Origin of the sequence: Corynebacterium sp. LK14, from assembly GCF_008042215.1 — a bacterium.
Classification (GTDB): Bacteria; Actinomycetota; Actinomycetes; order Mycobacteriales; family Mycobacteriaceae; genus Corynebacterium; species Corynebacterium striatum.
The window spans coordinates 1-25503 of the sequence record NZ_NOVQ01000009.1 but is presented as its reverse complement, the minus strand read 5'-3'; the positions used below and the strand labels follow the sequence as shown (position 1 = coordinate 25503).

Here is a 25503-nt window from a genome sequence, read left to right as displayed (position 1 = left end):
GCTTTTTGGACGGGGAGTCCACGGAGTTTTTGTACTGGTGCTAGCTTGGCTTCTTCCGGCGGCTTGGCCGTGGTCCAGAGAGGTTGGGCTTTAGCTCTGGGGGTTGTCGGTGCCACATGCCGACAACGTGGTTTATGTTGATTTGACCGCCGGGTGGACGCTGATTCAGTTGTATCGGTAGCGGAAATGAAAACAGTTTCTCACCGTCGTGATCAGTAAAAGATTCCGCATAGTCACCGGCTACGCTGCTGTAGATGGCTCGATTTTTAAAGCGCAGCCCGACGTAGAGGCCGTGTCCCATGACGCGGACCACCCCGCTTTTGTTGATCCACAGCTTGTCCGGGATAGGCCAGAGTGCATTTACACCGGTAGAGCTTGGCATTACGGTTGAGGAATCGGCATGGGGTGTATCTTGCTGGATCGCCTGAATGTCGTTACCTGGTGCCTTGTCTGAAGCTGCAACTTCAGCCAGGGCATTATCTGTCGCGACCACCGTGTCGGCTGCTAAGGCATCTGCTTGGTTGTCGGGGTGAATCCGGTGATATTGTTTCGCGATTTTTGTCCATAAAACATCTGGGTCAATCGGCTGCGTCGGTGGCTGGGCATGCGAGATAATCTCCCAGGCTTGGGCTGGGGTGATGTGCATCTTGCCCCTAAGAAGTCCTTGGTGGCGACGGCGTGTGTTGTAGAAGTTGTGGTAGTCGACAATCAGCTGTTGGACCTGCGCCAGTGTCGTGGGGGTACGAGCATCCAAAAACCTGGTCATGGTTTCGTGCGATCGCTCGTCTTTGCCTTGCGTCGTGGGAGCAAAACCCGTACTTGATTGAACTCCCAGGCTGGCGAGCCAGCGTTCGGTTTGCGACAGCCGGCCGCGATGGTAGGTGGCAAAGGCATCACCGTTGTCAGAGAGGACTTCTTGGGGAAGCCCGTAAGCATCAATGGCTCCACGCAGCGTGATGCGGGCATCGGTGCCGTTTTCTGGAGTTCCAAAAGCTTGGGAGCCGACGTCGAAGCGGCTGGCATCGTCGATAACCTGGTAGATAGTCACTTGCGTGTGAGGCGCATCGAAGAGTCTGTAGACAAACGCATCGATCTGCCACAGTTCATTGACTTCGCCCCTGGCAAAGTGTCTGTAGGACTTACGCGGTCGTTTACGTGCATTGATGTCAGCGACGCCAGCCTCGTGCAACCATTGTGCGATTGAAGCTCGTGATGGTGGTTGGTCGTAGCCGAGTTCGTCGAGGAAGAAGTAGAAGATTGACCATGGGCCACAGTCTTGGCCGCGGGCTTGTAACGTACCGCGAGCATGCAGGACCTGTTGTCGAATCTTGTCATCGTAGACCCGTCGCGGGTTCAGCGGTGCCGTGCTGTCCGGCACGATGCCAGCCCGCCCGCGTTCGGCGATACGTGCTTTGATGTTGTAGTACGTCTGCTTCGATACACCGATGTTCTTGCAGAACTGCTGGACCGTGATGCCCTCACGGATGGGGTCGAAATCCGCTATCTTCTTGCGGAGAGTAATGGGAATTGCCATCCCCACATTGTCAAGAAACCAGAGTCCAAAAAGTCATTAGACATCCTGTCCATAAACTTCCTAGACTCCGCGTCAAAAAACTAACTGGACTCCGAGTCCAAGAAGTCACTAAACATCACAGCACATCTCTAGAGGGCATTCACGATCACGCAAACCCCGGATTCATGAATGAATCCGGGGTTTGCTAGTGCGCTAGAAACCGCTCGCTACGAAAGAAAACTACTTCTCCTCGGTAGCATCTTCAGCGCCCTCTTCTTCGATCTCACCGAAGTACTGCTCAACGTCAACCTTGTTGCCGTCCTCGTCCTTCACGTCAACGCGGCAGATAGCGGCTGCAAGAGCCTTGCCACGGCGGACGTCGGAGAAGAGGTTAGCAATCTGGCCGTTGGACTGCAGCTGCTGGATGAACTGGTTCGGGTCCATGCCGTAGGACTGAGCGGTGAACAGGATGTGGTCGGTCAGCTCCTGCTGGGAGACCTCAGGCTGCTCCTCGTCTGCAACAGCATCCAGGAAGAGCTGGGTGCGGACGGACTCTTCAGCGGACTCGCGAGCTTCCTTATCGAAGTCCTCGCGGGTGGTGCCCTGTGCCTCGAGCAGCTGGGCGAGAGCCTTCTCGTCGTGTGCCAGCTGGCCCAGGATCTGGTGGAGCTGTGCGTGAACCTGCTCGTCAACCACAGCGGTCGGAAGCTCGAACTCGGTGCCCTCGAGGGCAGCCTTCAAAACCTCGTCGCGGATGTTGGCAGCCTGCTCAGCCTTCTTGGACTCCTCAACGCGGGTCTTGGTGGACTCGCGGAGTTCCTCCATGGTGTCGAACTCGGAAGCCATCTGTGCGAACTCATCATCCAGATCCGGAAGCTTGCGCTCCTTGGTCTGCTGAACGTGAACCTTGATGGTTGCTTCCTCGCCAGCGTGCTCGCCGGACTGGATGGTGGAGGTGAACTCGGTGTCCTCGTCGGTCTTCATGCCGCGCAGTGCGGTGTCGAGGCCCTTGATGAGGTCGTCGTCACCAATCTGGTAGGACATGCCCTCGTAGGAAGCCTCGTCCAGCTTGGTGCCGTCGATTTCAGCGACAATGTCGATAATGGCGAAGTCGCCGGTCTTCATCTTGCGCTTGGTGTCCTTGAGCTCACCGAAGCGGGAAGCTAGTTCCTCAAGAGCCTTGTCGACGTCCTCGTCCTTAGCCTCGATGGCTGGAACGGTAACGGAGAGCTTGGAGAAGTCCGGAACAGTGATCTCTGGGCGAACATCAACCTCAGCGGTGAACTCGACGAAGTCGTTGTCCTCGATCTTGGAGATGTCAACATCTGGCTGACCAATAACGTTGAGCTCGTTCTCCTGAACTGCCTGCTCATAGCGGGTTGGCAGCATGTCGTTGACAACCTGCTCGAGAATCGGGCCGCGGCCGAAGCGGGCGTCGATAAGCTGGCGCGGAGCCTTGCCCTTGCGGAAACCCGGGATAGATACCTGCTGCGCGATCGCCGCGTAGGCCTGGTCGATTTCCTTGTCCAGCTCAGCGAACGGAACGTTGACGGTGAGCTTGACGCGGGTATCGCTCAGCTTATCTACGGTGGTCTTCACGAGAAACTCTCCTGGCATAAATTGGTTCAGAATGTAAATAAGGGGTCTGAAAATACTTTTAAGGGTATTTTCAGACCCCCATACGTCGGGGCGACAGGATTTGAACCTGCGACCCCCTGCTCCCAAAGCAGGTGCGCTACCAAACTGCGCCACGCCCCGTATGTAGGCCTCCACAGTCTCCAAACATTTCATGCTTTTCGCCGTGGCTGCGTTGCTTACTGGGGTTAGTGTACCGGCATATCGCTAATTGACCTAACACCGACCCCCACTTAAGCGAGTTTTCCCAGGTTATTGGGCCTTAATTTGTGCCGCGAATGCATCCACAACTTGCTTGCCTTAAGCCGTTTCTTGCGAGCCTGGAGAGGCGTAAATGAGGTGTGCAATTCCCTGCGATTGATCGCAGACAATGTCTGCCGTAGCGGCAGTACTCGACGCGGGACAAAGTGGTCCCTTTGGTTTGGTCCCATTCGTTTGGCCCCTTTTTGGGGTAAAGGGACCATAAAGCCCTGCCATGCAACGGCAGGTACTCGTAAAAGTACCTTTAGAGAGGGACCTTTAGGGTCTGGGTATCCAGCCGACCCAGCAACCAGGCGCCAGCCCCTCCCCCAGAACGCAGAAACCGCCCGAGCCTCGAGAAAGGCCGAGCGGTGAAACTTGGAGGGAATGACGGGAATCGAACCCGCGTCTTCAGCTTGGAAGGCTGAGGTATTAGCCACTATACGACATTCCCACAGTCCTACATCCTGCGATGTTTGACGTGCGGACTACTTTAGCGCACCGCGACCGAGAATAGGAAACTGGGGCCACTAATCGGCGCCCCGCGGCTGGCTTCCATGCACCCAACTCCACAGATTAAGCGCGGATTTTGGCAGATCTGGCGGGGAACTAATTGCGAGGCGGTAGCGTTGTGTCGGTAAGTGCGAAATTTAGTCTTTAGAAATCGGAAGTGAGTTTAAGTGTCATTACTCCTCGTAATCATCGTCCTCGGCGGCGGCGCTGCATACTTGGCCTCCCGCGGCAATAAGAAGAAGCAGGCTGAGCTCGAAGCACAGAAGTTTGATGATGCTCTCGCCGATGCCCGCCGCTGGACCGAGCGCCTTGGCGGCCAGGTGATGCAGATTTCCGGAACCGACACTGCATCGATGCAGGCCATGGCCGACGCATCCGAGCGTTTTACCGCTGCGAACTCAGCAATTTCGCAAGCCACCACTGTTAAGCAGGCAAACCTGGCCCGCGAGTCTGCGCTCGAGGGCATGCACTACGTCAACGCTGCACGCGAAATCATGGGCATGAACCCCGGCCCCGAGCTGCCGCCACTAGAGGGTCAGCGCCAGGCCGGTAAGGTCACCGAGCGCCGCACCGTTGAAGCAAATGGCGAGACCCTTACTGCCTCGCCTTATGCATCCAACGAGACTCCTAACTACTACCCAGGTGGCATGGTCGCGGGTCGCCCGGTTCCGGCCGGTTGGTACTCCCGCCCTTGGTGGGCCGATGCTCTTAGCACCGGTGTTTGGATGGTGGGTTACTCCATGATGTTCAACGCTATGTTCGCTGGAATGTCGGGCATCGGTTACTCCGCTGCTGCAGCTGAAAGCGGCGACTTCGGCGGTGACATGGGCGGCGACATGGGAGATGCCGGCGGCGACATGGGCGGCGACGGTGACGGCGGCGGACTCTTCGACGGCCTCTTCGGTGGCGACGATGGTGGCGACGGCGGCGGACTCTTCGACTTCGATTTCGACTTCTAGATGCCGCTTTAACGCCCTGCTACTAGATTCATAAGGAGCCTCTGATCACATGGTCAGGGGCTTTTCCCGTGGATAAACCGTGTTTATTCGGTGGCGCCTGCCAAGCCGTGGCAAATGCACGTAGTCTGGGCCGCATGACTGTACCAATGATTGAACTGCACGACGGCAAGAAGATCCCGCAGCTGGGCTACGGCGTATTCAAAGTCGACCCAGACAAGACCGAGGATCTCGTCGCTGAGGCACTGCGCGTGGGCTACCGCCACATCGACACCGTTGCCGTCTACGGCAACGAGGAAGGCGTAGGCCGCGCAATCGCCAACTCCGGCATCCCGCGCGAGGAGCTTTTCATCACCACCAAGTTGTGGAATGACAGCCAGACCAATGCCGCGGCTGCACTCGACGAGTCTTTGAAGAAGCTAGGCCTCGACTACGTGGACCTCTACCTCATCCACTGGCCATGCCCGGAAGACGGCAACTACGTCGAGGCATGGAAGCAGATGATTGAGCTGCAGAAGGCCGGCAAGGCCAAGTCCATTGGTGTCTCCAACTTCGAGCTGGAGCACCTCGAGCAGCTAGAAACCCACACCTCCGTCACCCCTGTGGTAAACCAAGTAGAATTGCACCCTTACCTGCAGCGTTGGCGCGAGCTGGACGCCTTCCGCGCCCACGGCGTAAAAATCGAGGCTTGGGGCCCACTGGGCCAGGGCCAGACGGACCTCTTCGAGGTCGACGCAGTTACCGAGCCTGCTGAGAAATACGGCGTCTCCCCTGCCCAGGTCATCATCCGTTGGCACCTGCAAAACGGCGTCATAGTGTTCCCCAAGTCCGCTAACCCGGAGCGCATTGCGCAGAACTTCGATGTATTCGGCTTCGAACTGACCGAGGACGAGATGGCGGCAATCACCGACCTCGACTTGGGCGAGGAAGGCCGCGGCGGTCCGCACCCGAACGAGTTCCACGTCAAGTAGGACGCGCTAAACGCAAAAAGCGTTCCCCAACCACAATGGTTTGGGGAACGCTTTTCTCTTAAGTGCGGCGGAGTTAAAGGGCTCTTAAGCCTCCGGAATCTCCGGTGGAATCTCGGTGCGCTCGTACTCAGCAAGGATATCGATGCGGCGCTGGTGGCGCTCAGCAGCGGACCACTCTTGGTCAAGGAAGGCGTCGACAATAGCGAGCGCCTCTTCCTCAGAGTGCATACGGCCGCCAATGCCGATGAGCTGTGCATTGTTGTGCTCGCGAGCCAGGCGGGCGGTCTCTGGGGACCACGCCAAAGCGCAACGAGCGCCCTTTACCTTGTTCGCTGCAATCTGCTCACCGTTGCCAGAGCCGCCAAGGACAATGCCGAGGGAGCCTGGGTCGTTGACAGTACGCAGTGCTGCCTCGATGCAAAATGCTGGGTAGTCATCCTCAGCGTCATAAACGTGTGCGCCACAATCGATAACATCGTGGCCCTGCTTCTTCAGGTGTTCGGCGATGACATTCTTCGTCTCGAAACCTGCATGGTCTGCTCCTAGATAAACGCGCATGCCCCAGATACTACAGTCTCGCGAGCAACCCTGTTGCTATGATCGACGTTCTAGCAATAATCAACCCCCCGTTAAGAGATGCCTCCAGGGATACCTCAGATGAAAGGTGGCAGCGCCCCCATGAATGTACGCTTCGCCACCCAACTAGTAATTAGCATCTTCATCGCCAGCGTGTTCTTGCTAGCGATTTTTCCGATCATTCTTCCGCCCTTCGTGGGGCCGCTCGTGGGCACTATCCTGATTACCCTCACCCACATCGTGCTCGGAGCGTTCTACTGCTTCCCCGCACACCGTGACCTCCGGGTGGGAATTACCGCACTGATTGGCGCGGCGTCGTGGGCTACCTGGGCGCACTCAGCGTGGGAGGAATACTCCGCGCAGATGACGCTGCCCATCATCAACATCGCAGGCATGGTGGCGCCCATAGCCACGTTGCTGGTGCTGTTGTTCCTCTCCATCACGTATCTGCACCTCAACGAGCCTTCCCGCACCGGCAAGCGTTACTTCGTCATCGGCTTGGCCTTTATCGTCTTGGTCTTGGTCGAGGTCCTGTGGACCTTCTTGTTCCAGGAGCGCCTCGATTCGCTCAGCGTCTCGCCGGAGACTGCGCGCGCTGCCATGATCGTCGTCTCACGCATCGCCCCCTTTGTCATGGCCGCTCTGGCACTGGTCACGGCAATGAGCACAGACAGCACGAAGCCCCGGAACCTCATGGTGGGTGCCGGGGGCTTTGCCCTGCTGAGCTTTTTCATCCCATTCGTCACGGTCTTCTCAGCAGTGTTGTCCTTCACTGCGTGGGCCAGCCTCAAGCCGGCCCAAGAGTCCAAGGCCAGGAATTAATCTTCAATTACCTGCGGGGACTCGGTGCGGGTGCGCTTGAGTTCGAAGAAGTAAGGGTACTGCGCCAGGCGGACAGCGGCGTCGAAGATCTCGCCGGCTTCCTCGCCGTCTGGGATGCGGGTGATAACTGGGCCGAAGAAAGCGGTATCGCCAAGCTTGACCACCGGGGTTCCCACTTCGTCGCCGACCTCAGAAATACCGGCGTTGTGGAAAGCACGCAGCTGCTCGTCCACCTCCTCGGTGTTCGCAACGGAAGCGAACTCGGCGGGCAAGCCAGCGTCGGAAAGCGCCTGCGCAATGATCTCGTCGTAGGCGCCGTAACCCTTCTTGCCACCCTGGCCCTTGCCGTGGATGAGGGTGCCCATCGCGGTGTAGTAAGCGTCGACCTTCTCTGGGGCCTCAATCGCCACCTTTGCGGCAACGCGGGCAGGGCCCCAGTTAGCCTTCATCATTTCCATGTAGCCGGGATCAAGATCGCGGCCGTCGTTCAGCACGGACAGCGACATGGGCTCGAAGGTGACCTCGATGTCGCGGACCTTTTCTACTTCCTTAATCCAGCGGGAGGTCGCCCACGCAAACGGGCACGTGCAATCGAACCAAAACTTCACGGTTTCAGCCATGCTGACTCCTTCAAACAAAAATTCATTGGTAATTGACGATTTCCCACCCTAGGCGCACGACTAAGGTTGATGCAGAAACTTATTCACCAAGCAGAGGAGCACACCCAATGACCTCGATCAACCTCACCCGCGAGGAGGCAAACGCCCGCTCGCAGATGATTGACGTGAAGCACTACGACGTTCACCTAGACCTCACGGATTCGGAGACGCACTTTATCTCCACCACCGTGGTGTCTTTCCACGCCAAGCAAGCGGGATCCACCTTCATCGACTTGCGCGGTGAGGAACTCCTCGAGCTCCGCCTCAACGGTGCTCCCCTGCCCACCAACGCCTATGAGGCCAAGTTCGGCGTTCCCCTTTCGGGCCTACAGGTGGCTGACTACGAGCTCAAGGTCGTAGCCAAGATTCCTTACTCCCACACCGGCGAGGGCCTGCACCGCTTCGTGGATCCAGCAGATGAGAAGGTCTACCTCTACACCCAGTTCGAGACCGCCGACGCCAAGCGCGTGTTCGCCTGCTTCGACCAGCCCAACATGAAGGCCACCTACTCGCTGGCTTTCGATGCCCCAGCTGACTGGACCGTCATCACGAACGGCCCCACCCAGACCACGGCGGGCGCAAACGGCGCCCAGACTTGGTCCACTGAGATCGATTACCCGCTGTCCACCTACCTGGTCGCCCTGTGCGCTGGCCCCTACTACGAGGTCACCGACACCTGGACCGGCGAACTGAGCGAACACCCAGAGGGCAACCCAGCGCAGAAGCTCGAAGTGCCGCTGGGCGTCTACTGCCGCGCTTCCCTGGCGGAGCACCTCGATGCCGAACGCATCCTCACCGAGACCAAGCAGGGCTTCGACTTCTACCACCGCAACTTCGGCTTTGCGTACCCGTTTGGCAAGTACGACCAAATCTTCGTGCCAGAGTTCAACGCCGGCGCCATGGAGAACGCAGGCTGCGTGACCATCCGCGACGAATATGTCTTCAGCTCCAAGGCCACCCACTACAAGTACGAGCGCCGCGCGGACACCATCCTCCACGAGCTGGCTCACATGTGGTTCGGCGACTTGGTCACCATGGAGTGGTGGGATGATCTGTGGCTCAACGAATCTTTCGCCACCTGGTCCGCCGCCATCTCCCAGGCTGAGGAAACCCAGTACGACACCGCGTGGGTCACCTTCGCCAACGTGGAGAAGTCGTGGGCCTACCAGCAGGATCAGCTGCCCACCACGCACCCGATTTCCACCGATGCTTCTGACATTGAGACCGTGGAGCAGAACTTCGACGGCATCACCTACGCCAAGGGCGCGTCCGTGCTCAAGCAGCTGCAGGCATACGTGGGCCGCGAGAACTTCTTCGCCGGCGTGCGCCGCCATTTCAAAGCGCATGCGTACTCCAACGCTACTTTCGACGACCTCCTCTCCTCACTCGAAACCTCCAGCGGCCGCGACCTGTCCTTCTGGGCGCAGCAGTGGCTCAAGACCACGGGCATCAACACGTTTGCAGTTGAGCTAGACACTGACGACGCCGGGGTCATCACCACCGCACAGCTGGTCCAGCGTGGCGAGACGCTGCGCACCCACCGCGCGGGCGTGGGCATCTACAACTTGGTAGATGGCAAGGCCGTTCGCACCGATCGCATTGAGATGGATATCGACGGCGAGTACACCGATATTCCGCAGCTTGTAGGCCGCAAGGAACAAGACATCGACTTCCTGCTGCCAAACGACGATGATCTGACTTATGCGCTCATCGAGCTGGATTCCAAGTCGCTGGATTTCATGGTCGAAAACATCGACAAGTTCGCCGACCCAATGGCGCGTACTCTGTGCTGGTCCGCAGCATGGGAGATGACCCGCGGCGGCACCATGCGCGCCCGCGACTTCGTGGCGCTCGTAGCGCGCGGCGCAGCGGCAGAGACCGAGCTGGCGGTGCTCGAGCGCATCGTGCAGCAGGCGGCTTCGGCGCAATCCAACTACGCAGACCCAGCGTGGGCCAAGGAGTCGACGCTGCTTGCCGACGCCCTCCTCGAAGGCACCAAGGATTCCGATCCGGAGCGCTCCATCGTCTTCGCCCAGGCGCTGGCAAAGATTCGCCTGACCGATGGCACCCGCGCTTTTCTGCAGGACGTTCTGGAGTCTTCGGACGACGAGGGCCTGCGTTGGTACGCCATCGCGGCGCTGGCTGCTGACGGCGCGCTTGGCGACGTCTCCTCTGCTGTAGACGCCCAGCTGGCTCGCGATAACTCCGCCACGGGCTACCAGGCTGCGGTGCGTGCGCGCGCGGCTGTCAACACTGCTGATAACAAGCGCGCGGTGTGGGACGAGATCGTGGCGGGTGAGCTCACCAACCGCGAGCTGACCTCGAAGCTTGAGGGACTCACCTACCCCGGCTCCGATGAGCTGCTGCCGACGTCAGAGTTCTTCGACGTGGCGGAGAAGGTCTGGTCTTCCCAGTCCTCCGAGATTGGCCTGACCTCCGTGACCGGCCTGTTCCCGTCGTGGGCAATCTCGCAGGAGACCCTGGATGAGGCCGACGAGTTCCTCAAGCGCGATCTGGCGGGCGGCCTGCGCCGCTCCGTGACCGAGCAGCGCGACCGCATGGCGCGTGCGCTGCGTAACCGCGCAGTAGACGCTGACTAGCGCCAGCTGGCACTAGTCAGGACAAGCTGGCGCTAGTCGAGGTGCGGGGATTCTTTTGGTGGGAAGGATCCTCGCCCAAGACGACCTCGACGTTGGCGACGTCGGGGCGCAGCGTTTCTTCTTGGAAGGCGATGACGGTGTCATCAGCTGCCTTGATGATGCGGCTAAAGCGCAGCATCGGGTGAGAGCGGCCCACGCCCAAAAGTTTTTGCTCCTCCGCGCGGGCAGTGGCGGCAATGATGTTTTCGCGCTTGTACACAGACTTGAGTCCATAGGTCTCGAGCAGTGGCAGGAGTGGCTGGTTGAGTTCATGCTCATCCAGATCCGGTACGAGCTCGACTGGGATAGTGACCTTGGTGACGCTGATTGGGGTCTCGTCGACGTAGTGGACACCCTTGAGCTCCCACACTAACGCGGTATCTTCCACACCTAGGGTTCCAGCCACGTGAGAAAGAACCTCGAGCTTATCGAGGGAGATAACTTCCACGCGCGTCTTAAATCCGCGCTCAGTGAGCTGCTGTAGGATGCCGTGCTCGCTGGTGAGGCTCAGAGTCGGTGGAATAGCGCGTACGAAGGTACCACCGGTGCGGCCGCGCTTGCGATCAATCAATCCCTCAATCTGCAAGATGTCGAGCGCATGACGGACCGTCATGCGGGCGACGCCGAACTCTTGAACAAGTTCGCGCTCGGTGGGGAATCGCTCGCCGGGTTTGAGAACTTTGGACTCGATCCTGCTGCGCAGGGAATCCGCGATGGTCAAATAAGCCGGCCTGCGGCGGGTGGTTTCAGTCACAGTTCCCAGATCTTACCGACCTCTCGGAAAATCGCATGTCGAGGAGCTGTGACTTCCATAACTAGTATGGTTACTTCATTTATTTTCTTAACGCCAGCTCAATACGTGGGCGAACACGAATCTCAGTAAGCTGCGTTGAAGGTCCCGCATCCACTGCAGCGCGAATTGCCTTTGCTACTTCAATAGGTGCAATGACATGGGCAGGGTCGTAATCCTGTAGTCCCTTTAGCATTGGGGTGTCAGTCGGTCCCGGCGAGACAGTGCTGACGCGGATGGCAGGCTCGGCAATACGTAGGCCGTCGGCAAGCGCGTACAAAGCGTGCTTGGTGGCCGAATAAATCACGTTGTCACCGTAGCTATGAATGCCAGCTCCGGAGTTGATAAACACCACGATGCCCTCCGCCTGGCGCAGCTGCGGCAGCAAGCGGCGGGTGACCTCAGAAGGCGCGTGGACGTTGAGGTCCATCTGCTCGCGCCAGTTTTTCGGCCGCGCCGATTCCACGGAGTACTTGTCCGCCCGTGCCGCCGCATGCACTAGGACGTCCACGCGGTCGAGCTCCGGCAGGCCGATGTTTTCCTCTTCGCCCTTGTCCAAAGCTTCCACAAGGTCGATGGCAACTGGGGTCACGTTGTCCATGCCTGCGAGCTCGTCTGCGCGGCGACCCAACGCATACACGTGGTGGTCGCGCGCGAGGTCAAGGATGATTTCGCGGCCCATGCCGCCGGTGGCACCTGTTACAACCGCAATCTTCGAGGTGGTCATGGTTTACTCCTTCTCGTCTTATTTGCTGTTAACGGTAGCGCTTAGGCACGTCGGGTGCGCCGATGGTGAGCATCAGGCGGTTGGCCCAGTTGAAGAAAGAGGCGGAGTTGATGAGGTCGATGATGGCCAAATCATCGAATCCGACGCCACGCAGCTTGGCCACGCAACCGGAGTTGAAGGCGAACGGAGTACGCGTCAGCTCGCGGGAGGCGTCACGAATAACGCCCCACTGCTCAGAACCCAGATCTGCGTCGAGTCCCTCAAAGAGCAGACGATCCACGGCATCGGCATCGCCGCCCTCGTCTTTCGAGCGCTGCTGGTGCACCGAAGCGCAGAACTCGCAGCCATTAAAGCGGGAGACCACAGTTGCGGCCAGCTCACGCTCGGCGCGGCCCATACCTCCGTCAGTGTTGTAGAAGATATCTAGGTCCGTGAGTGTGCGTGCCTTCAGCGCCGCAGGGTCGCGGGCCAGCAGGCGGAAATACTCGGAGTCGATGCGCTCCGGGCGGATCAGCGCGTCGGTGTGTTCTGGGGTGAATTCATCCTTGGGCAGCGGTGCCAGCCATGGCTTCCAGCCCAGGGAGTGGTTCACAAAACCTTCTGGGGCATGGACGTCCGGGGTCAGGGTGCGTTCGTGGTTCTGCCAGCCTGGCTTGGCGACGCCCTCCTTGCTCTCAGTTTCCGGAGCACAAGCCGTAGAGCCGCCCAAGACCACGAGGCCGTGGATGACGCGCAGTTGGAAGGACAGGAAGGAAATGAGCTGCGCGAGGGTGACGATGTCATCGTCCGACCAGCCCGCCGCCTGCAGGTGGCCGATGGCCTCGGGCGCTGCGTCCTTGGGATGGAACACCAGCAGGTGCGCGAAGTCGAAGGCTGCAACGAGGCGTTCTCCTAGCCCGGCAACGGACTCGAAGGTGATGAATCCGGCGGCATCGCCAGAAATGCCCTCGGCATCTGCGTATGGGCCGACGGAAATACCGTGCGCAATGGCCTCTTGTACCGCGGCATTGAGCTCTGCCGGGGCGTCGTCAGCCAGCAAGTCGGCGTAGAAGTCTCGGGCGTTCGTGGACTGGTAGATGCCAGCCACGAAGGCGGCCACGGCATAGCGCTCAGTAAACGGGAAGGTTCCTTCCTCAGCCGGCTCGAGGAGTGCCTCGAAGGAGAGCTGCGCGTTAGCCAAAGCGTCAGGGCGGCGGGAGCGCAGCTTAGCAATCTCCGGGCTGACCTCGGCTAGTTGGTTGATGATGTCTGCCATGAAAACTCCTTAACTTTCGGGCCCTTACAGGCCCAGATTGAGGTCACCGGCGCGGTAACGCTGTCCTGGGATCGCGTCGATGAGGGTGCGGGTGAACTCGGATTGTGGGTTCGCAAAGACGTCCGCGGTGCGGCCCAACTCTACCTGCTGGCCGTGGGAGAGGACGGAGACCGTGTCCGAGATCTGGTTGACCACGGCGAGGTCGTGGGAGATGAAGACGTAGGTCAACTGCAGCTCGTCCTGAAGGTCTGCCAGCAGGCGCAGGATCTGTGCCTGCACGGTCACGTCGAGCGCAGAGACTGCCTCGTCGAGAACCACCAACTCCGGCTCCACGATCATCGCGCGGGCAATGGCCACGCGCTGGCGCTGTCCACCGGAAAGCTCCCGCGGACGGCGGTCGTAGTGCTGCGGGTTCAAGGCAACCAGCTCCAGGAATTCCTGGGCGCGGATCTTCGCTTTGGCTTTGGACGCGCCCGCGAGGTTGCGCAGTGGCTCAGCGATGGCGTCGCCGATGGACTGGCGCGGGTCGAGGGAGGAATACGGGTTCTGGTACACCAGCTGCACGTTCTTACGGGCCTCGCGCAGAGCCTTGCCCTTCAGCTTCGTCAGCTCGGTGGGGCCGCCATTCGCACCGGCCAGCTCGATGGAGCCAGAGGTCGGCGCGTTGAACAAGGCGATGGAACGGCCAGTGGTGGTCTTGCCGGAACCGGACTCGCCCACCAGCGCATGGGTGGTTCCCCTGGCGACATCGAAGCTCACGCCATCGAGCGCGAGGAAGTCGCCGTAGCGCTGGGTGAGGTCACGCACGCGCAGCACGGTCTCGGTGCTGGGCGCGGGACGACGCTTAGCGTTGGCGACGTCGGCTACGGACAGGGACGGGGCGTCGGCAAGCAGGCGGCGTGAATAAGCGTGCTGCGGATCAGTGAGAACCTTGACCGCCTGGCCCGACTCGCGCGCCTGACCCTTTTCCATCACCACGATGCGGTCGGCGCGATCGCCTGCCACCGCCAGGTCGTGGGTAATGAACAGGATGCCCACGCCGGTTTCCCGACGCATCTCATCGAGCAGGTCCAGGATGACCTTCTGCACCGTGACGTCAAGCGCGGAGGTTGGCTCGTCGGCGATGATGAGCTCGGGCTCGAGCGCCACTGCAGCCGCGATGAGCACGCGCTGCTTCATGCCACCGGAAAGCTCGTGCGGGTACTGGCCGTAGCGGCGCTCAGGGTCATCGATACCCACGCGGTCGAGCAGCTCGATGGCACGCTGCTTGCGCTCAGCCGCAGTGCCAACGCCATGGATAGCCAGGCCCTCCTCCACCGAAGCACCGATTGTCTTCAACGGGTTGAGCGAGTTGTTCGGGTCCTGCGGGATGAGGCCAATGGAACGGCCCCGCAGCTCGCGCCAGCGCTTGTTGTCGAGGTCTGTTATGTCGCGGCCCTGGAACTCGATAGTTCCGGCGTCGACCTGCGCGTTGGAGGCAAGCAGGCCGATTGCGGCCATCGCCGACGTCGACTTGCCGGAACCGGACTCGCCCACGATGGCGGTGATTTCGCCCGGGTAGCCCTCGAGGCTGACGCCCTGGACGGCCGACACCTCGCCAGCCGCGGTGGTGTAGGAAACATTGAGGTCGCGAACCTTGAGCAAAGGAGTGTGGTTATCAGTCATGAGTTTTTATGCCTCCGCTCGGAAGTTCTGGGAAAGACGGTTGGCAGAGACCACCACGGCCACGATTGCCAAGCCCGGCAAGATGATGAGCCACCATGCGGTAGCCATGAAGTCGCGGCCCTCCGCGATGATGAGACCCCACTCCGGAGTCGGCGCTGGGGCGCCGTAGCCCAGGAAGCCCAAGATGGACAGCTGCAAGATGGCGGAACCGAACTGCAGGGTGGCCAGGGCGATGACCGGGGTCAGGGAGTTGGGCAGGATGTGACGGGCCATGACCTGCGCCGGGGTGGCGCCAGCACCGTAGGCGGCCTCGATGTAGTCGGAGCCAGCCACGGTGATGACCTGGGAGCGGGCCAGGCGGGCGAAGGTGGCAATCGACGTCGCACCGACAGCCACGGCGGCCTGCAGGGAGCCAAAGCCCAGCACGATGATGATGGACAGGGACAGCAAGATGCCGGGGATAGACAGCAGCACGTCAACCACGCGCATAATGACCGAATCGACCCCGCCGCGCAGCGAGCCGGCCAGCAGGCCGAGCAAGGTGCCGACCACGAGGCCCACGGCCACAGCAATCAGCGCGCCCAGCAGGGATTGGCGGGCGCCGTAGACCACGCGAGCGTAGAGGTCGCGGCCCACAGCGTCCGTGCCGAACCAGTGCTCGGAGCTCGGGTGCAGCAGCGCGACGTCGGTGCCGGCGTACGGGTCAGAGTTAGTAAACAGGCCCGGGAAAAGGGCGGCGAGGAAAGCCACCACCAGGATGACGGAAGCCACGATGGAGGCCGGGCTGGTCCACGGGTTGCGCTGGGCGCGGCCGACGGGGCGGCGGTTACGGCGCAGTGTGGTGCTGCCGTCGACCGGATGTGCGGTGTTCACGGCGTTAGATGTTGGCGCGCTCATGCACGGGCTCCTTTCGCAGAATCCTGGGCAGGACGGCGCAGACGCACGTCCAGGACTGGGTACAGCAGATCCACCACGAGGTTGACGATGACGTAGGCAGTCGCGGCGATGAGGACGATGGCCAGCAGAACCGGCGTATCGCGGTTGGAGACCGCCTGCGCCGTCATGTAGCCCAGGCCGTTGCGGCCAAAGACGGTCTCCGTGACCACGGCACCGCCAACGAGCTCACCGAAGAGCAGGCCCGCCATAGTCAGTGCCGGAAGGAGGGAGTTGCGCAAGATGTTGCGCCAGAAGATCCACGACTCCGAGGCGCCGCGAGCGCGCACCGCCTGCACGAAAGGCATCGCTTGCGTCTCGTCGATGGAGCGAATGAGGACCTGAATGAGCGGTGCCGCCATCGGTACCGACAGGGTCAGCGTGGGCAGAATCAGGCCCTCAATGCTGGAAGGCTCAATGATGCGCACCCAGCCCAGCTGGAAGGAGAAGAGCTGGATGAGCAGGATACCAATCCAGAAGCCCGGCAGGGAAACCATGAAGGAAGGCAGCCCACGGAAGAAGGTGGCAATCGCGCCGAGTCCCGGCAGGGTTGCCAGGAAGGCCACGAGGAGCGCCACTATGATGGCCAGGCCAATCGAGCAGACAGCCAGAATCAACGTGTGTGGGAGGGCGTCGGCAATGAGCGTCGACACCGCCGCACCCGTCTGCGTGGAGTTTCCGAAGTGGCCGGTGAAGAATCCGATGAGGCCGGTAAAGAACTGCACGAGCAGCGGCTTATCGACGCCCATCTCCTCACGGATGGCGGCAATCTCCGCCTCGGACAGGCCCAGGGCGGGGTCGCCGTAGCGGGACATGACCGCGTCGGAAGGCAATGCGGACAGCAGGAAGAAGGCCACGGTGTAGGTCACCAGCAGCACCAGGATGGCCTGCCCAATGCGGGCGGCAAATTGCTTGGTAGTCATTTATTTATCCTCCTGCTCAAGGCTGACCTCGTAGAACCACGGGCGGGCCACGGACTCGGGGCTAAAGCCGTGCACTTCCGGTGCCACTGCGTAGACCTGCGGCTCCTCGAAGAACGGGATGACGTAAGCCTGTTCGGTCAAGTAGTCCTGCACCTCTTCGACGGCCTTCTTACGGTCTTCAGACTTGGGGCTGGAGGTCACCTTGCCCAGCAGCTCTTCCAGCTTCGCGTCGAGAGGATTGCCCTCTTCGTCCTGGTTGAGCAGGGCGTCGCGGTTGTTCACCGAGTACATGGAGACAATAACGTCATAGTCCGCGCGGCCCACCATGATGTGATAGAGCTGCACCTTGTCGATGGACTTCGCATCTGCGTTCTGAGTTGCCTGGTCGCCCGGGTTGATCTCGATGGCGATGCCCAGCTTGCCCAGCTGATCTTGGACCATGGTCATGACTTCCTTGGAACGCGGCTGTGGCAGCGCGGTATTCGAACGCAGGACTAGGCGCTTGCCGTCCTTGACGCGGATTCCATCCGGGCCTGGTTTCCAGCCGGCCTCATCCAACAGGCGCTTCGATTCCTCAGGGTCGAAGGTGTACGCCGCCGACTGGTCCTTAAAGCCCAGCCCGGTTTGGGCCACGGAGGACTTAGCCAGCGGGTAGGACTCAGAGAAGAGCACGCGGAGGATTTCCTCGCGGTCGATGCCGTGAATGATGGCTTCACGTACTCGCTTGTCCTGCAGGAACGGGTGGTTGAAGCGGAAGCCCAACTGGTTGTTAATGGAGTTGGTGCCGTGAGAGATGATCTGCACGCCTTTGTCCTCGAGGAGGCCTTCCTGCGGCGCGGAGATCTGGCGAGCAATATCGGCCTGACCAGAGACGATCGCGCCGGTGCGCACGGACTCCTCTGCAGCCAAGATGTAGTGCACACCGTCGATGTCGGCGCGGCCCTGGTGCTCCACTGCCGGTGGACCCCAGTCGTAATCCTCGCGGGTCTTGAGAACGAGGTCGGTACCGATCTTCTCGGAATCGACCACGAACGGGCCGGAGCCAATAACCTTCTTCGCGTTGCCCGGTCCGAAGCCCTCGTCCTCGAGCTCTAGAGAGCTATCCGCCAAAAGGCCCGCGTTATAAGAGGAGGTGGCCTGCAGGAATCCCGGGGAAGGCTCCGAGAAGTAGAACTTCACGGTGTCCTCGTCCACGACCTCACCGTGGTCATAGTTGGCAATCTGCTCCGAGGAGGTCAGTGTGCGCGACTTATCGCCGAGACCATAAAGATCGAAGTTGCGCACCACATTCTCCGCGGTCAGCGGGGTGCCGTCGGAATAAGTCACGTCCGTGCGGATGTTGAACGTGTACTCGGTGGCGTCCTTGTTCACCTCGGGCATCTCGGTGGCGATCCACGGCGAGAGCTCCAAAGTCTCAGGGTCTTGGTAAAGCAGGCGGTCGGTCAGCTGGTTAACCACGCCGCCATTCGGGTAAAAGCCGGCCGCTGGTGGATACAGCGTGCGGAAGAATTGCGGCTCAAGGTAGGTCAGGACGTTGCTGTCCTCCCCTGCCTGTTCGCCGCTGGGCGCTGCGCATCCTGCGAGCAGGGCCGCTGCACCCAATACGCTGGCGATAGTGCGGAATTTTTTCACGAGGTAGCTTTCGTTTATGAGAGTGTAAATAGGCTTGTAAACTAACACAACGTAGACTTGTTGGTATAAATTCCATAGACAAAACGGTCTAATAATTTTTCTCAAACGGCGAGCCTGCAGACCCGCCATTAAGGATGAATAGAATTGGCTTCGCATGAATCCACGCCATCCATCGCCATCGTGGGCATGGGCCCACGCGGCATATCAGTCGTAGAGCGCCTCGCCGCTCACCTGCACACGCTTACGGAGATCCCACGCCTCACGCTGCACCTCATCGACGACGCGCAGCTCGGCGCCGGCCGCATCTGGGATACCGAACAAACCCAGACGTTGTGCATGAACACCCTCGCAGGCGCGGTCACCCTCTTCACCGAGCCCGAGTCCACCATGACGGCCCCCGTGTTGGAAGGCCCCATACAGTACGAGTGGATCCAGCTCCTGCGTGGTGAACGAGATGGCATCTCCCCTACTAAGCAGGCACTTTTCGACGCCCACCCCGTCACCATCGACGAGTCCTTCCGCGCCGAAATCGAGGCCACCCGCCCCGAGTCCAACCCATCGCGTGCGCTTTACGGCGCCTACCTGCGCTGGGCTTTCGAGGTGGCTTTGGCACAGCTGCCTAAGACCGTGACCGTGGTCAACCACTCCTCGCGCGCAGTAGCTGTAAACGAGGCTGAGGGCCACGACGTCATCGATCTTGCCGACGGCTCCCACGTTGCAAGCGACGCCACTGCCTTGGCCTACGGCTGGCAGGTTCCCGGTCTAACTGACTCTGAGCAGCACCTGGCCGAGGTCTCCTCCCCGCTGCATTGGGTACGCCCCAACAACCCAGTTGAACAGCCCATTTCCGAGGTGCCGGCGGGCCAGGATGTGCTGGTGCGCGGCCTAGGCATGGGCTTCTTCGACATCATGGCGCTCCTGACCATCGACCGCGGCGGCGTCTTCCACACCGATAACTCCACCCGCTCGGGCCTGCGCTACGAGCCATCCGGCAACGAGCCACACTTCGTGGTCTCCTCCGGCCGCGGCTACCCCTACATCCCAAAATCCGAGTACCACGCACTGCCGCCGCGCGCGGAGCTGGTGCGCTTCCGCAAGCAGCTGGCACTGGTCCAAGGCCGCGAGGTGGACTTCGGCCGCGACTTGTTGCCACACATCGTGCGCGATGCCTACGCCGAGTACTACGAGACCCAGGCACGCGTTAGCCCAGATGCGCTGCAGGTTCCGCTCACGGAGATTGTCTCCCGTATCGACGCAGCGAAGCTTTCCGCACAGGACGTCGTGGGACTTTCCCGCGAGCTCAACGCAGCACTCGAGGGCGTTTCTTCCGAGCCACTCGACTTGGCACACTGGGTCGATCCCCTCGCTGACTTCGCCGACACCACCGTCGAAGAGCTCACCGATTACATCGCTGAGGGACTTGCCCGCGACATCGTGGAAGCAGTCGCTGCTGCCGACTCCCCTTTGAAGGCCGCGCTGTGGGCCATTTCCGCGGCCCGCAAGCCTTCCTCGATTGCCGGCTCTGAGGGCCGCATGACCTGGGAATCGCGCACCACCAACTACAAGGAATTCATGGCCTTTGGCCAGATGGTCGGCTCCGGCCCGCCGCTGTTCCGCACCCGCCAGCTGCTCGCCCTCGTCGACGCCGGCTTGGCCACCTTCCTCGGCGGCCGCCCCGTCTTGAGCTGGACCGATGCCGAGTTCACGCTGACTTCCGGCGAGCGCACGGCCACCAGCCCTTGCCTCATCGATGCGTGGATGCACTCCCCCGACGTGCGCCGCCCGTCAGACCTCCTCGCGGTTTCCCTGCAGGAGCGCGTGCGTCCATTCGTGGACCACGGCAACGCCACGGGTTCCCCGGAGACCACCTGGGAGCGCAAGGTTGTTCGCCCCGACGGCAGCACCGATCCGCGCCTGCACGTCATCGGCATCCCCACCTACTCGCAGTGGCCTGACACCACGATTTCCCCGATGCCGGGAACCGACCCGCTCATGTTGCAGGAGACCGACCGCACCGCTGGCTCGCTCCTCGCCGCCGCGCTCCGCGCCGAGCACTAAGCCTAGCCCCAGCGCGTCCGACGCTCGGCCGCTCCTCCCTCCACAAACACCCAGCCCTGGAAATGCAGCTTCCTGGTAAAAAGCGCGGCGTCGGAAAGCGTGGGCGAAAGCGAACAGGAGGTCTTGGTTTCCAGGGCTGGGTATCTGCCGGGAAAGGCGCGCGTGGAAGGCGCAACTCTGTGTCTTAAAGCAACCGCAAACAGCCAAGAGCCCATAGCCTAGAATGGTTCGGGTGAGTAACCTACGCATTTTTGACACCGCCACCCGCACCCAGCGCGATTTCGTGCCCGTAAAAGAAGGGCATGCCTCGATTTACTTGTGTGGTGCCACCCCGCAGGCCCAGCCGCACATCGGCCACCTGCGCTCCGGCGTAGCTTTCGACATCCTGCGCCGCTGGCTCATGGCGCAGGGCCTAGACGTGGCTTTCGTCCGCAACGTCACCGACATCGATGACAAGATTCTCAACAAGGCCGCAGACAACGGTCGCCCCTGGTGGGAGTGGGTTTCCACCTACGAGCGCGAGTTCACCAAGGCCTACAACACCCTGGGCGTCCTGCCGCCATCGGTAGAGCCACGCGCCACGGGATTCGTTACCCAGATGGTGGACTACATGCAGCGGCTTATCGACGCCGGCTTCGCCTACGCGGTACCTGACGATACCGCGGGGGTAGACGGCGCTGGTTCGGTCTATTTTGATGTGACCGCCTGGAACGCTGCAGAGGGCTCTGACTACGGCTCCCTGTCCGGCAACCGCGTCGAGGATATGGACCAAGGCGAGGGACAAGAGGCGCTTGCGCGCGGAAAGCGCGGTCCGCAGGACTTCGCCCTGTGGAAGGGCGCCAAGCCCGGCGAGCCTTCTTGGCCCACCCCGTGGGGCAAAGGCCGCCCAGGCTGGCACTTGGAGTGCTCCGCCATGTCCACCTACTACCTAGGCAGCGAATTCGACATCCACTGCGGTGGCCTTGACCTGCAGTTCCCGCACCACGAGAACGAGGTAGCGCAGTCGCACGCGGCGGGCGATAAGTTTGCCAACTACTGGATGCACAACCACTGGGTAACCATGGCCGGCGAGAAGATGTCCAAGTCCCTTGGCAACGTGCTGGCCATCGACAACATGCTGGAGATCGTCCGCCCGGTCGAGCTGCGCTACTACCTCGGCTCCGCGCACTACCGCTCCGTGCTGGAATACTCCGAGGCGGCATTGACCGAGGCCGCTGCCGGGTACCGCCGCATCGAGGACTTCGTGAACAAGTTCGACGACCTCGTTGTAGGAGACTGGACCCAGGGCTTCGAGGACGCGATGAACGACGACATCGCCGTTCCGAAGGCACTGGCCGAAATCCACACCACGGTCCGTGCCGGAAACAAGGCGCTGGCAGAGGGGTCTGCAGACGAGGCCCGCAAGGCGGCTGAGTCCGTGCGCGCCATGGCCGCGGTGCTGGGCTTTGATCCGTTGGATGAACAGTGGAAAGATGGGACGTCGACAAGCAATGCGGATGCAGCGCTGGACGTCCTCGTCCAAGCGGAACTGGAACGCCGTACCCAAGCCCGCGCGGAGAAGGATTGGGCAACTGCGGACGCCGTCCGCGACCGCCTCGCCGCCGCTGGCATCACCATCACTGACACTGCTGACGGCCCCACCTGGTCGCTAGCCTAAGGAGAATTCATGGCACGTACACACGGCCGCGGCGGCGCGGGCATCCGCAAGACCAACAAGAAAGGCGCTACTAAAGGCAGTGGCGGCCAGGTAAAGAAGGGCCTTGAGGGCAAGGGACCAACGCCTAAGGCAGAGGACCGCGTCTACCACGCGAAGCACAAGGCCAAGCTGGAGCGCGAGCGCCGCAACTCGGGCCGCCACCAGAAGGAGACGGCGGAGATGGTCGTCGGCCGTAACCCGGTCGTGGAGTGTCTGCACGCAAAGGTGCCTGCTACCTCGCTGTACATCGTGCAGGGCACCCGCAACGACGCGCGCCTGTCGGAGGCCGTGGCCATTGCGAATTCCCGCAACATTCCTATCCTTGAGATTCAGCGTCACGAGATGGATCGCATGACCGGCAATGGTATGCACCAGGGCATCGGCCTGCAGATTCCGCCGTACAAGTACGCGGACTTCCACGAGCTCATGGACCGCGCGAAGGACGCTGGCGAGCCGGGCATGTTCGTCATCCTCGACAACATCACCGACCCGCGCAACTTGGGCGCCGTCATCCGTTCGGTGGCTGCGTTCGGCGGCCACGGCGTCATCATTCCGGAGCGTCGTTCGGCTTCGGTGACTGCGGTGGCATGGCGTACCTCCGCGGGTACCGCGGCTCGCCTGCCAGTGGCGCGCGTGACCAACGTAACCCGTACGGTGCAGGAGTTCCAGCAGGCGGGTTACCAGGTCGTGGGTCTTGATGCTGGCGGCGAGCACACCCTCGATACCTACACCGGCGGCAAGGACCCTGTGGTCATCGTCATCGGCTCGGAGGGCAAGGGCATCTCCCGTTTGGTGCGCGAGAACTGCGACGTCATCATGTCCATTCCGATGACCGCCTGGGTTGAGTCCTTGAATGCCTCGGTTGCTGCGGGTGCCGTGCTCTCTGAGTTCGCTCGTCAGCGTCGCGCGGCGAAGTAATCACGGCCCCTTAGCAAACACCCAGCCACGCAAAAGCAGACCTTGAGGTCGCGTTCGCACGCGCTTGACGAGGGACTGCGGACTTTTTATGAGACCTCGTGTAGCGCGAGTCGTGTGCTGGTTTGTAGGCCAGTGCACGGAGAGAACCTTGAGTTATGTCTATGACCGGAAAGCAGCTTTCTCCGGCTCGACTAAGAGCTCTTCGCCCTACGGTGAAGAAACTTTATGACGAGGGTATGACTTGGACAGAGATCCTTCGGGTTCTCGGTGATAATTCTCCGTCGCTAGAAACACTCAGTTCCATGATCCATGGTGTCGATGCAGCCGATACGCCGCCTATTACGCCTCGCTTAAAAGCTGAGGTAGGCCCTACGCAGTTCTTGGTTTTCTTTCGCGACGTTGGGCGGCCTTTGATATTGGGTTTTCTCCTTCGGTCTTACCGTAAAATGCCCTCGGTTTGTTCCGTTTGAGTAAATGGGAAAATTCTCGAACATGCCGAAGAAGTTTGATCAGGAGGCAAAAGACCGTGTGGTCCGCCTCGTGGAAGACCGCATTCTGGCGGAGAGTATTTCGACGCAGGCAGCCTGCAAGATCATGGCACACAGCGGGGCAATGGACGCAAGCCCGCTCGACGTGAGGGACGCGTTACCGAACGGTTGCCTGAGGACCTTGTGGCAGAGGCCGCCAAGCTGCGTCGAGATCATCTGCCAGACGTTAAACACGCATCGCGAAGGCATCTTTCTTAGCTCGCGTGGATACCGCCAATCCAAGGCCCGGGGCTTAAGCGCCCGCAGTCTTCGCGACGCTGCCCTCGTGGAGCATAGTCACGACGTTCATTTCCAAAAATTACGACGTCTACGGCGTACAGAAGATGCGGCACGTGCTGCGCCGCCGGGGCATTAACATTGGACGCGAGCACACAGCCCGGCTGATGCGCAGCGCTGGACTATCCCGCAAGGACAAAGGCGGGCCCAATTTATCACTCGGACCACGGCTCACAAGGTGTACACATCAGCAGCGTTTAGCACACGATGCCAGGAACTTGGCGTAATCCAGTCCATGGGTGCTATCGGTACCAGTGCAGATAATGCGTTAGCAGAGTCATTTAATTCCACGATGAAAAGAGAAGTCCTGCGCAATAGGAAAGTCTTCGACAATCCGCTGCAATGCCGGCGGGAGGTATTTCGGTGGTGCATCAGATACAACACACAGCGCCGACACTCATGATGCGGACAGGTATCGCCCGATGTCTTTGAAGCCCAATCTATTACACTGACCAAGGCAGCATTACTGCCACTCACCTTGTCTACTTTTCAGGGGTCACGCCCGGCGTCCTTTTCGAGGATAGGTAGAAGTTGGTTCGAAAGGTACCCATGATGGTCGCCCTATTTGTCCTCGGGGCCCATCACAAGAACTAACTCGTACACCACGCTAACGGATGCAACCGCCGGCTGACGACTTTACTCACTGGTTATTCCTGATGATTGTTTTTGACGCGATTGACCAGTACCGCTGCAACTATAGTGAGCAGTATGAGGATGAAAAATCCGAGGATCGACTTGTTTGTGATGGCGACATAACCTGAAATTGCCAGCCCAAATAGTGCAACGACAATCGCATTGGGAGATATTTTATGTCTGTTCATTAGTCCTCTTTACACTTGATCGTTAAGTACACTCGATGCCTCGGACTCTTCCGGCCCACGTGTAATGGGCTTTTAAGCGATTATTGCAGCGTTTGTGGTGACTGAGGACTACTGTTGCCCCAGTGATGATGGCTCCAACGACGGTGCAGGCAGCCCACCCGACACCGGGAATGGCGCAGATGGCGGCCCCTAGGGCAAACCCCGATCCGCTGATTATCATATCCTGCTCAAGAGGGGTGAACTCTACCCAGAATCCCCCGTTTTCTTTCCCTCCGCTCACATAGGGGGTGATGGCATGTGGATCCCTTAACGTTAGATCCATGTGCTCGAGGTCGAAGGTTACGGTGGAGTCATCATTTACAGTTCGGGGAACATCCGAGTTGATCAGTTCTTCAAAAGCTTGATCCAGAACCTCCGGGGTGACTGTTCCTTCCGCAACGGTCTGTTCTTGGAACTCTTGAGGGGGTTGTAGGATCGTCCTTTTCTGCAGCGGAGGCTAGTCCCTGACTAGCAAAAAGGATAGCTATGGAAGCTAGTGAAGTTAGTGCTTTTGACTGAGTTTTCATAGTGTTCCCGATCTCTAGAGAACCGAACTACTTCTGAAGTGCCCCAGGTTTTGTTCCGTTTGAGTAGATGGGAAAATCTGGAACATGCCAAGGAAATTTGACCAGGATGCGAAGGACCGCGTGGTCCGTCTCGTTGAGAGACCGCATCTTGGCGGAAAATATGTCGATGCA

Annotated in this window: 19 protein-coding genes, 2 tRNA genes and 1 pseudogene; 8 read left to right on the top strand and 14 right to left on the bottom strand. The window is 60.3% G+C overall.

The window, feature by feature from the left end; all coding sequences use genetic code 11:
- Positions 1-40: 40 nt before the first annotated feature.
- The 4 genes from CHU71_RS03390 to CHU71_RS03375 form a co-directional block, all read right to left on the bottom strand.
- A complete protein-coding gene (locus tag CHU71_RS03390) occupies positions 41-1534 on the bottom strand; it encodes a DDE-type integrase/transposase/recombinase (RefSeq protein ID WP_147760176.1) in 1494 nt (497 codons plus the stop codon).
- Between the two features lie 219 nt (positions 1535-1753).
- Entirely contained in the window at positions 1754-3112 is a 1359-nt protein-coding gene (gene tig / locus CHU71_RS03385) for a trigger factor (protein WP_187272012.1), read from the bottom strand.
- A gap of 85 nt (positions 3113-3197) precedes the next feature.
- A tRNA-Pro gene (locus CHU71_RS03380) sits at positions 3198-3271 on the bottom strand.
- Between the two features lie 496 nt (positions 3272-3767).
- A tRNA-Gly gene (locus tag CHU71_RS03375) sits at positions 3768-3842 on the bottom strand.
- 226 nt (positions 3843-4068) lie between these two features.
- Here CHU71_RS03375 and CHU71_RS03370 point away from each other — a divergent pair.
- Complete coding sequence (locus tag CHU71_RS03370; RefSeq protein ID WP_005530952.1) at positions 4069-4860, top strand: hypothetical protein; 792 nt, start codon at positions 4069-4071, stop codon at positions 4858-4860.
- 134 nt (positions 4861-4994) lie between these two features.
- On the top strand, positions 4995-5828 hold the full coding sequence (locus CHU71_RS03365; protein ID WP_147760174.1) for an aldo/keto reductase: 834 nt from the start codon (positions 4995-4997) through the stop codon (positions 5826-5828).
- An 84-nt stretch (positions 5829-5912) separates the two neighbouring features.
- Here CHU71_RS03365 and CHU71_RS03360 read toward each other — a convergent pair whose 3' ends face one another.
- Positions 5913-6386, bottom strand: coding sequence for a ribose-5-phosphate isomerase (locus CHU71_RS03360; protein ID WP_086890857.1), 474 nt, complete (start codon positions 6384-6386; stop codon positions 5913-5915).
- Positions 6387-6506: 120 nt separating this feature from the next.
- Between CHU71_RS03360 and CHU71_RS03355 the strand changes: the two genes are divergently transcribed.
- Positions 6507-7226: a hypothetical protein gene (locus CHU71_RS03355; protein WP_147760173.1), complete on the top strand. Its 720-nt coding sequence runs from the start codon at positions 6507-6509 to the stop codon at positions 7224-7226.
- On the opposite strand, the gene CHU71_RS03350 is transcribed toward CHU71_RS03355, so the two are convergent.
- Positions 7223-7846: a DsbA family protein gene (locus CHU71_RS03350; RefSeq protein WP_147760172.1), complete on the bottom strand. Its 624-nt coding sequence runs from the start codon at positions 7844-7846 to the stop codon at positions 7223-7225. The two genes, CHU71_RS03355 and CHU71_RS03350, sit on opposite strands and share 4 nt — an antisense overlap.
- A 107-nt stretch (positions 7847-7953) precedes the next feature.
- Here CHU71_RS03350 and pepN point away from each other — a divergent pair, with 107 nt between their 5' ends.
- Positions 7954-10485: an aminopeptidase N gene (gene pepN / locus CHU71_RS03345; RefSeq protein WP_147760171.1), complete on the top strand. Its 2532-nt coding sequence runs from the start codon at positions 7954-7956 to the stop codon at positions 10483-10485.
- Between the two features lie 16 nt (positions 10486-10501).
- Here the strand turns inward: pepN and CHU71_RS03340 are convergent, their stop codons facing one another.
- The 7 genes from CHU71_RS03340 to CHU71_RS03310 all read right to left on the bottom strand — a co-directional run bounded on the left by CHU71_RS03340 (position 10502) and on the right by CHU71_RS03310 (position 18578).
- On the bottom strand, positions 10502-11278 hold the full coding sequence (locus tag CHU71_RS03340; protein WP_049151684.1) for a GntR family transcriptional regulator: 777 nt from the start codon (positions 11276-11278) through the stop codon (positions 10502-10504).
- A 79-nt stretch (positions 11279-11357) separates the two neighbouring features.
- Positions 11358-12041, bottom strand: coding sequence for an SDR family oxidoreductase (locus tag CHU71_RS03335; protein WP_147760170.1), 684 nt, complete (start codon positions 12039-12041; stop codon positions 11358-11360).
- A gap of 28 nt (positions 12042-12069) precedes the next feature.
- Positions 12070-13296, bottom strand: coding sequence for an alkylhydroperoxidase domain protein (locus CHU71_RS03330; protein WP_147760169.1), 1227 nt, complete (start codon positions 13294-13296; stop codon positions 12070-12072).
- 24 nt (positions 13297-13320) lie between these two features.
- Positions 13321-14961: an ABC transporter ATP-binding protein gene (locus tag CHU71_RS03325; RefSeq protein WP_147760168.1), complete on the bottom strand. Its 1641-nt coding sequence runs from the start codon at positions 14959-14961 to the stop codon at positions 13321-13323.
- A 6-nt stretch (positions 14962-14967) separates the two neighbouring features.
- Entirely contained in the window at positions 14968-15858 is an 891-nt protein-coding gene (locus CHU71_RS03320; protein WP_236593687.1) for an ABC transporter permease, read from the bottom strand.
- Entirely contained in the window at positions 15855-16817 is a 963-nt protein-coding gene (locus CHU71_RS03315; RefSeq protein ID WP_005530973.1) for an ABC transporter permease, read from the bottom strand. The genes CHU71_RS03320 and CHU71_RS03315 overlap by 4 nt, the downstream gene beginning before the upstream one ends.
- A complete protein-coding gene (locus CHU71_RS03310) occupies positions 16818-18578 on the bottom strand; it encodes a TIGR04028 family ABC transporter substrate-binding protein (RefSeq protein WP_147760516.1) in 1761 nt (586 codons plus the stop codon).
- A 57-nt stretch (positions 18579-18635) separates the two neighbouring features.
- Between CHU71_RS03310 and CHU71_RS03305 the strand changes: the two genes are divergently transcribed.
- The 4 genes and pseudogenes from CHU71_RS03305 to CHU71_RS12985 all read left to right on the top strand — a co-directional run.
- Positions 18636-20507: an FAD/NAD(P)-binding protein gene (locus tag CHU71_RS03305; protein WP_147760515.1), complete on the top strand. Its 1872-nt coding sequence runs from the start codon at positions 18636-18638 to the stop codon at positions 20505-20507.
- 223 nt (positions 20508-20730) lie between these two features.
- Positions 20731-22164 carry a cysteine--tRNA ligase gene (gene cysS / locus CHU71_RS03295; protein ID WP_070420678.1) on the top strand — a complete coding sequence of 478 codons (1434 nt, stop codon included), beginning with the start codon at positions 20731-20733 and terminating at the stop codon, positions 22162-22164.
- Positions 22165-22173: 9 nt separating this feature from the next.
- Positions 22174-23121 carry a 23S rRNA (guanosine(2251)-2'-O)-methyltransferase RlmB gene (gene rlmB, locus CHU71_RS03290; protein ID WP_005530982.1) on the top strand — a complete coding sequence of 316 codons (948 nt, stop codon included), beginning with the start codon at positions 22174-22176 and terminating at the stop codon, positions 23119-23121.
- Between the two features lie 938 nt (positions 23122-24059).
- Positions 24060-24345: pseudogene (locus CHU71_RS12985) on the top strand (integrase core domain-containing protein); the annotation flags it as partial.
- Between the two features lie 247 nt (positions 24346-24592).
- Here CHU71_RS12985 and CHU71_RS12755 read toward each other — a convergent pair.
- Positions 24593-24766 (bottom strand): hypothetical protein, encoded by a 174-nt coding sequence (locus tag CHU71_RS12755; RefSeq protein WP_005530995.1) that lies wholly within the window; start codon positions 24764-24766, stop codon positions 24593-24595.
- Positions 24767-25503: the final 737 nt, after the last annotated feature.

Excerpts from the sequence above, each read along its gene's own strand:
- CHU71_RS03390 (WP_147760176.1), bottom strand. The coding sequence starts at position 1,534 with ATGGCAATTCCCATTACTCTCCGCAAGAAGATAGCGGATTTCGACCCC.
- CHU71_RS03365 (WP_147760174.1), top strand. The coding sequence starts at position 4,995 with ATGACTGTACCAATGATTGAACTGCACGACGGCAAGAAGATCCCGCAG.
- CHU71_RS03360 (WP_086890857.1), bottom strand. The coding sequence starts at position 6,386 with ATGCGCGTTTATCTAGGAGCAGACCATGCAGGTTTCGAGACGAAGAAT.
- CHU71_RS03355 (WP_147760173.1), top strand. The coding sequence starts at position 6,507 with ATGAATGTACGCTTCGCCACCCAACTAGTAATTAGCATCTTCATCGCC.
- CHU71_RS03350 (WP_147760172.1), bottom strand. The coding sequence starts at position 7,846 with ATGGCTGAAACCGTGAAGTTTTGGTTCGATTGCACGTGCCCGTTTGCG.
- pepN (WP_147760171.1), top strand. The coding sequence starts at position 7,954 with ATGACCTCGATCAACCTCACCCGCGAGGAGGCAAACGCCCGCTCGCAG.
- CHU71_RS03335 (WP_147760170.1), bottom strand. The coding sequence starts at position 12,041 with ATGACCACCTCGAAGATTGCGGTTGTAACAGGTGCCACCGGCGGCATG.
- CHU71_RS03330 (WP_147760169.1), bottom strand. The coding sequence starts at position 13,296 with ATGGCAGACATCATCAACCAACTAGCCGAGGTCAGCCCGGAGATTGCT.
- CHU71_RS03325 (WP_147760168.1), bottom strand. The coding sequence starts at position 14,961 with ATGACTGATAACCACACTCCTTTGCTCAAGGTTCGCGACCTCAATGTT.
- CHU71_RS03320 (WP_236593687.1), bottom strand. The coding sequence starts at position 15,858 with ATGAGCGCGCCAACATCTAACGCCGTGAACACCGCACATCCGGTCGAC.
- CHU71_RS03315 (WP_005530973.1), bottom strand. The coding sequence starts at position 16,817 with ATGACTACCAAGCAATTTGCCGCCCGCATTGGGCAGGCCATCCTGGTG.
- CHU71_RS03310 (WP_147760516.1), bottom strand. The coding sequence starts at position 18,578 with ATGGCGGGTCTGCAGGCTCGCCGTTTGAGAAAAATTATTAGACCGTTT.
- CHU71_RS03305 (WP_147760515.1), top strand. The coding sequence starts at position 18,636 with ATGGGCCCACGCGGCATATCAGTCGTAGAGCGCCTCGCCGCTCACCTG.
- cysS (WP_070420678.1), top strand. The coding sequence starts at position 20,731 with ATGGTTCGGGTGAGTAACCTACGCATTTTTGACACCGCCACCCGCACC.
- rlmB (WP_005530982.1), top strand. The coding sequence starts at position 22,174 with ATGGCACGTACACACGGCCGCGGCGGCGCGGGCATCCGCAAGACCAAC.
- CHU71_RS12755 (WP_005530995.1), bottom strand. The coding sequence starts at position 24,766 with ATGAACAGACATAAAATATCTCCCAATGCGATTGTCGTTGCACTATTT.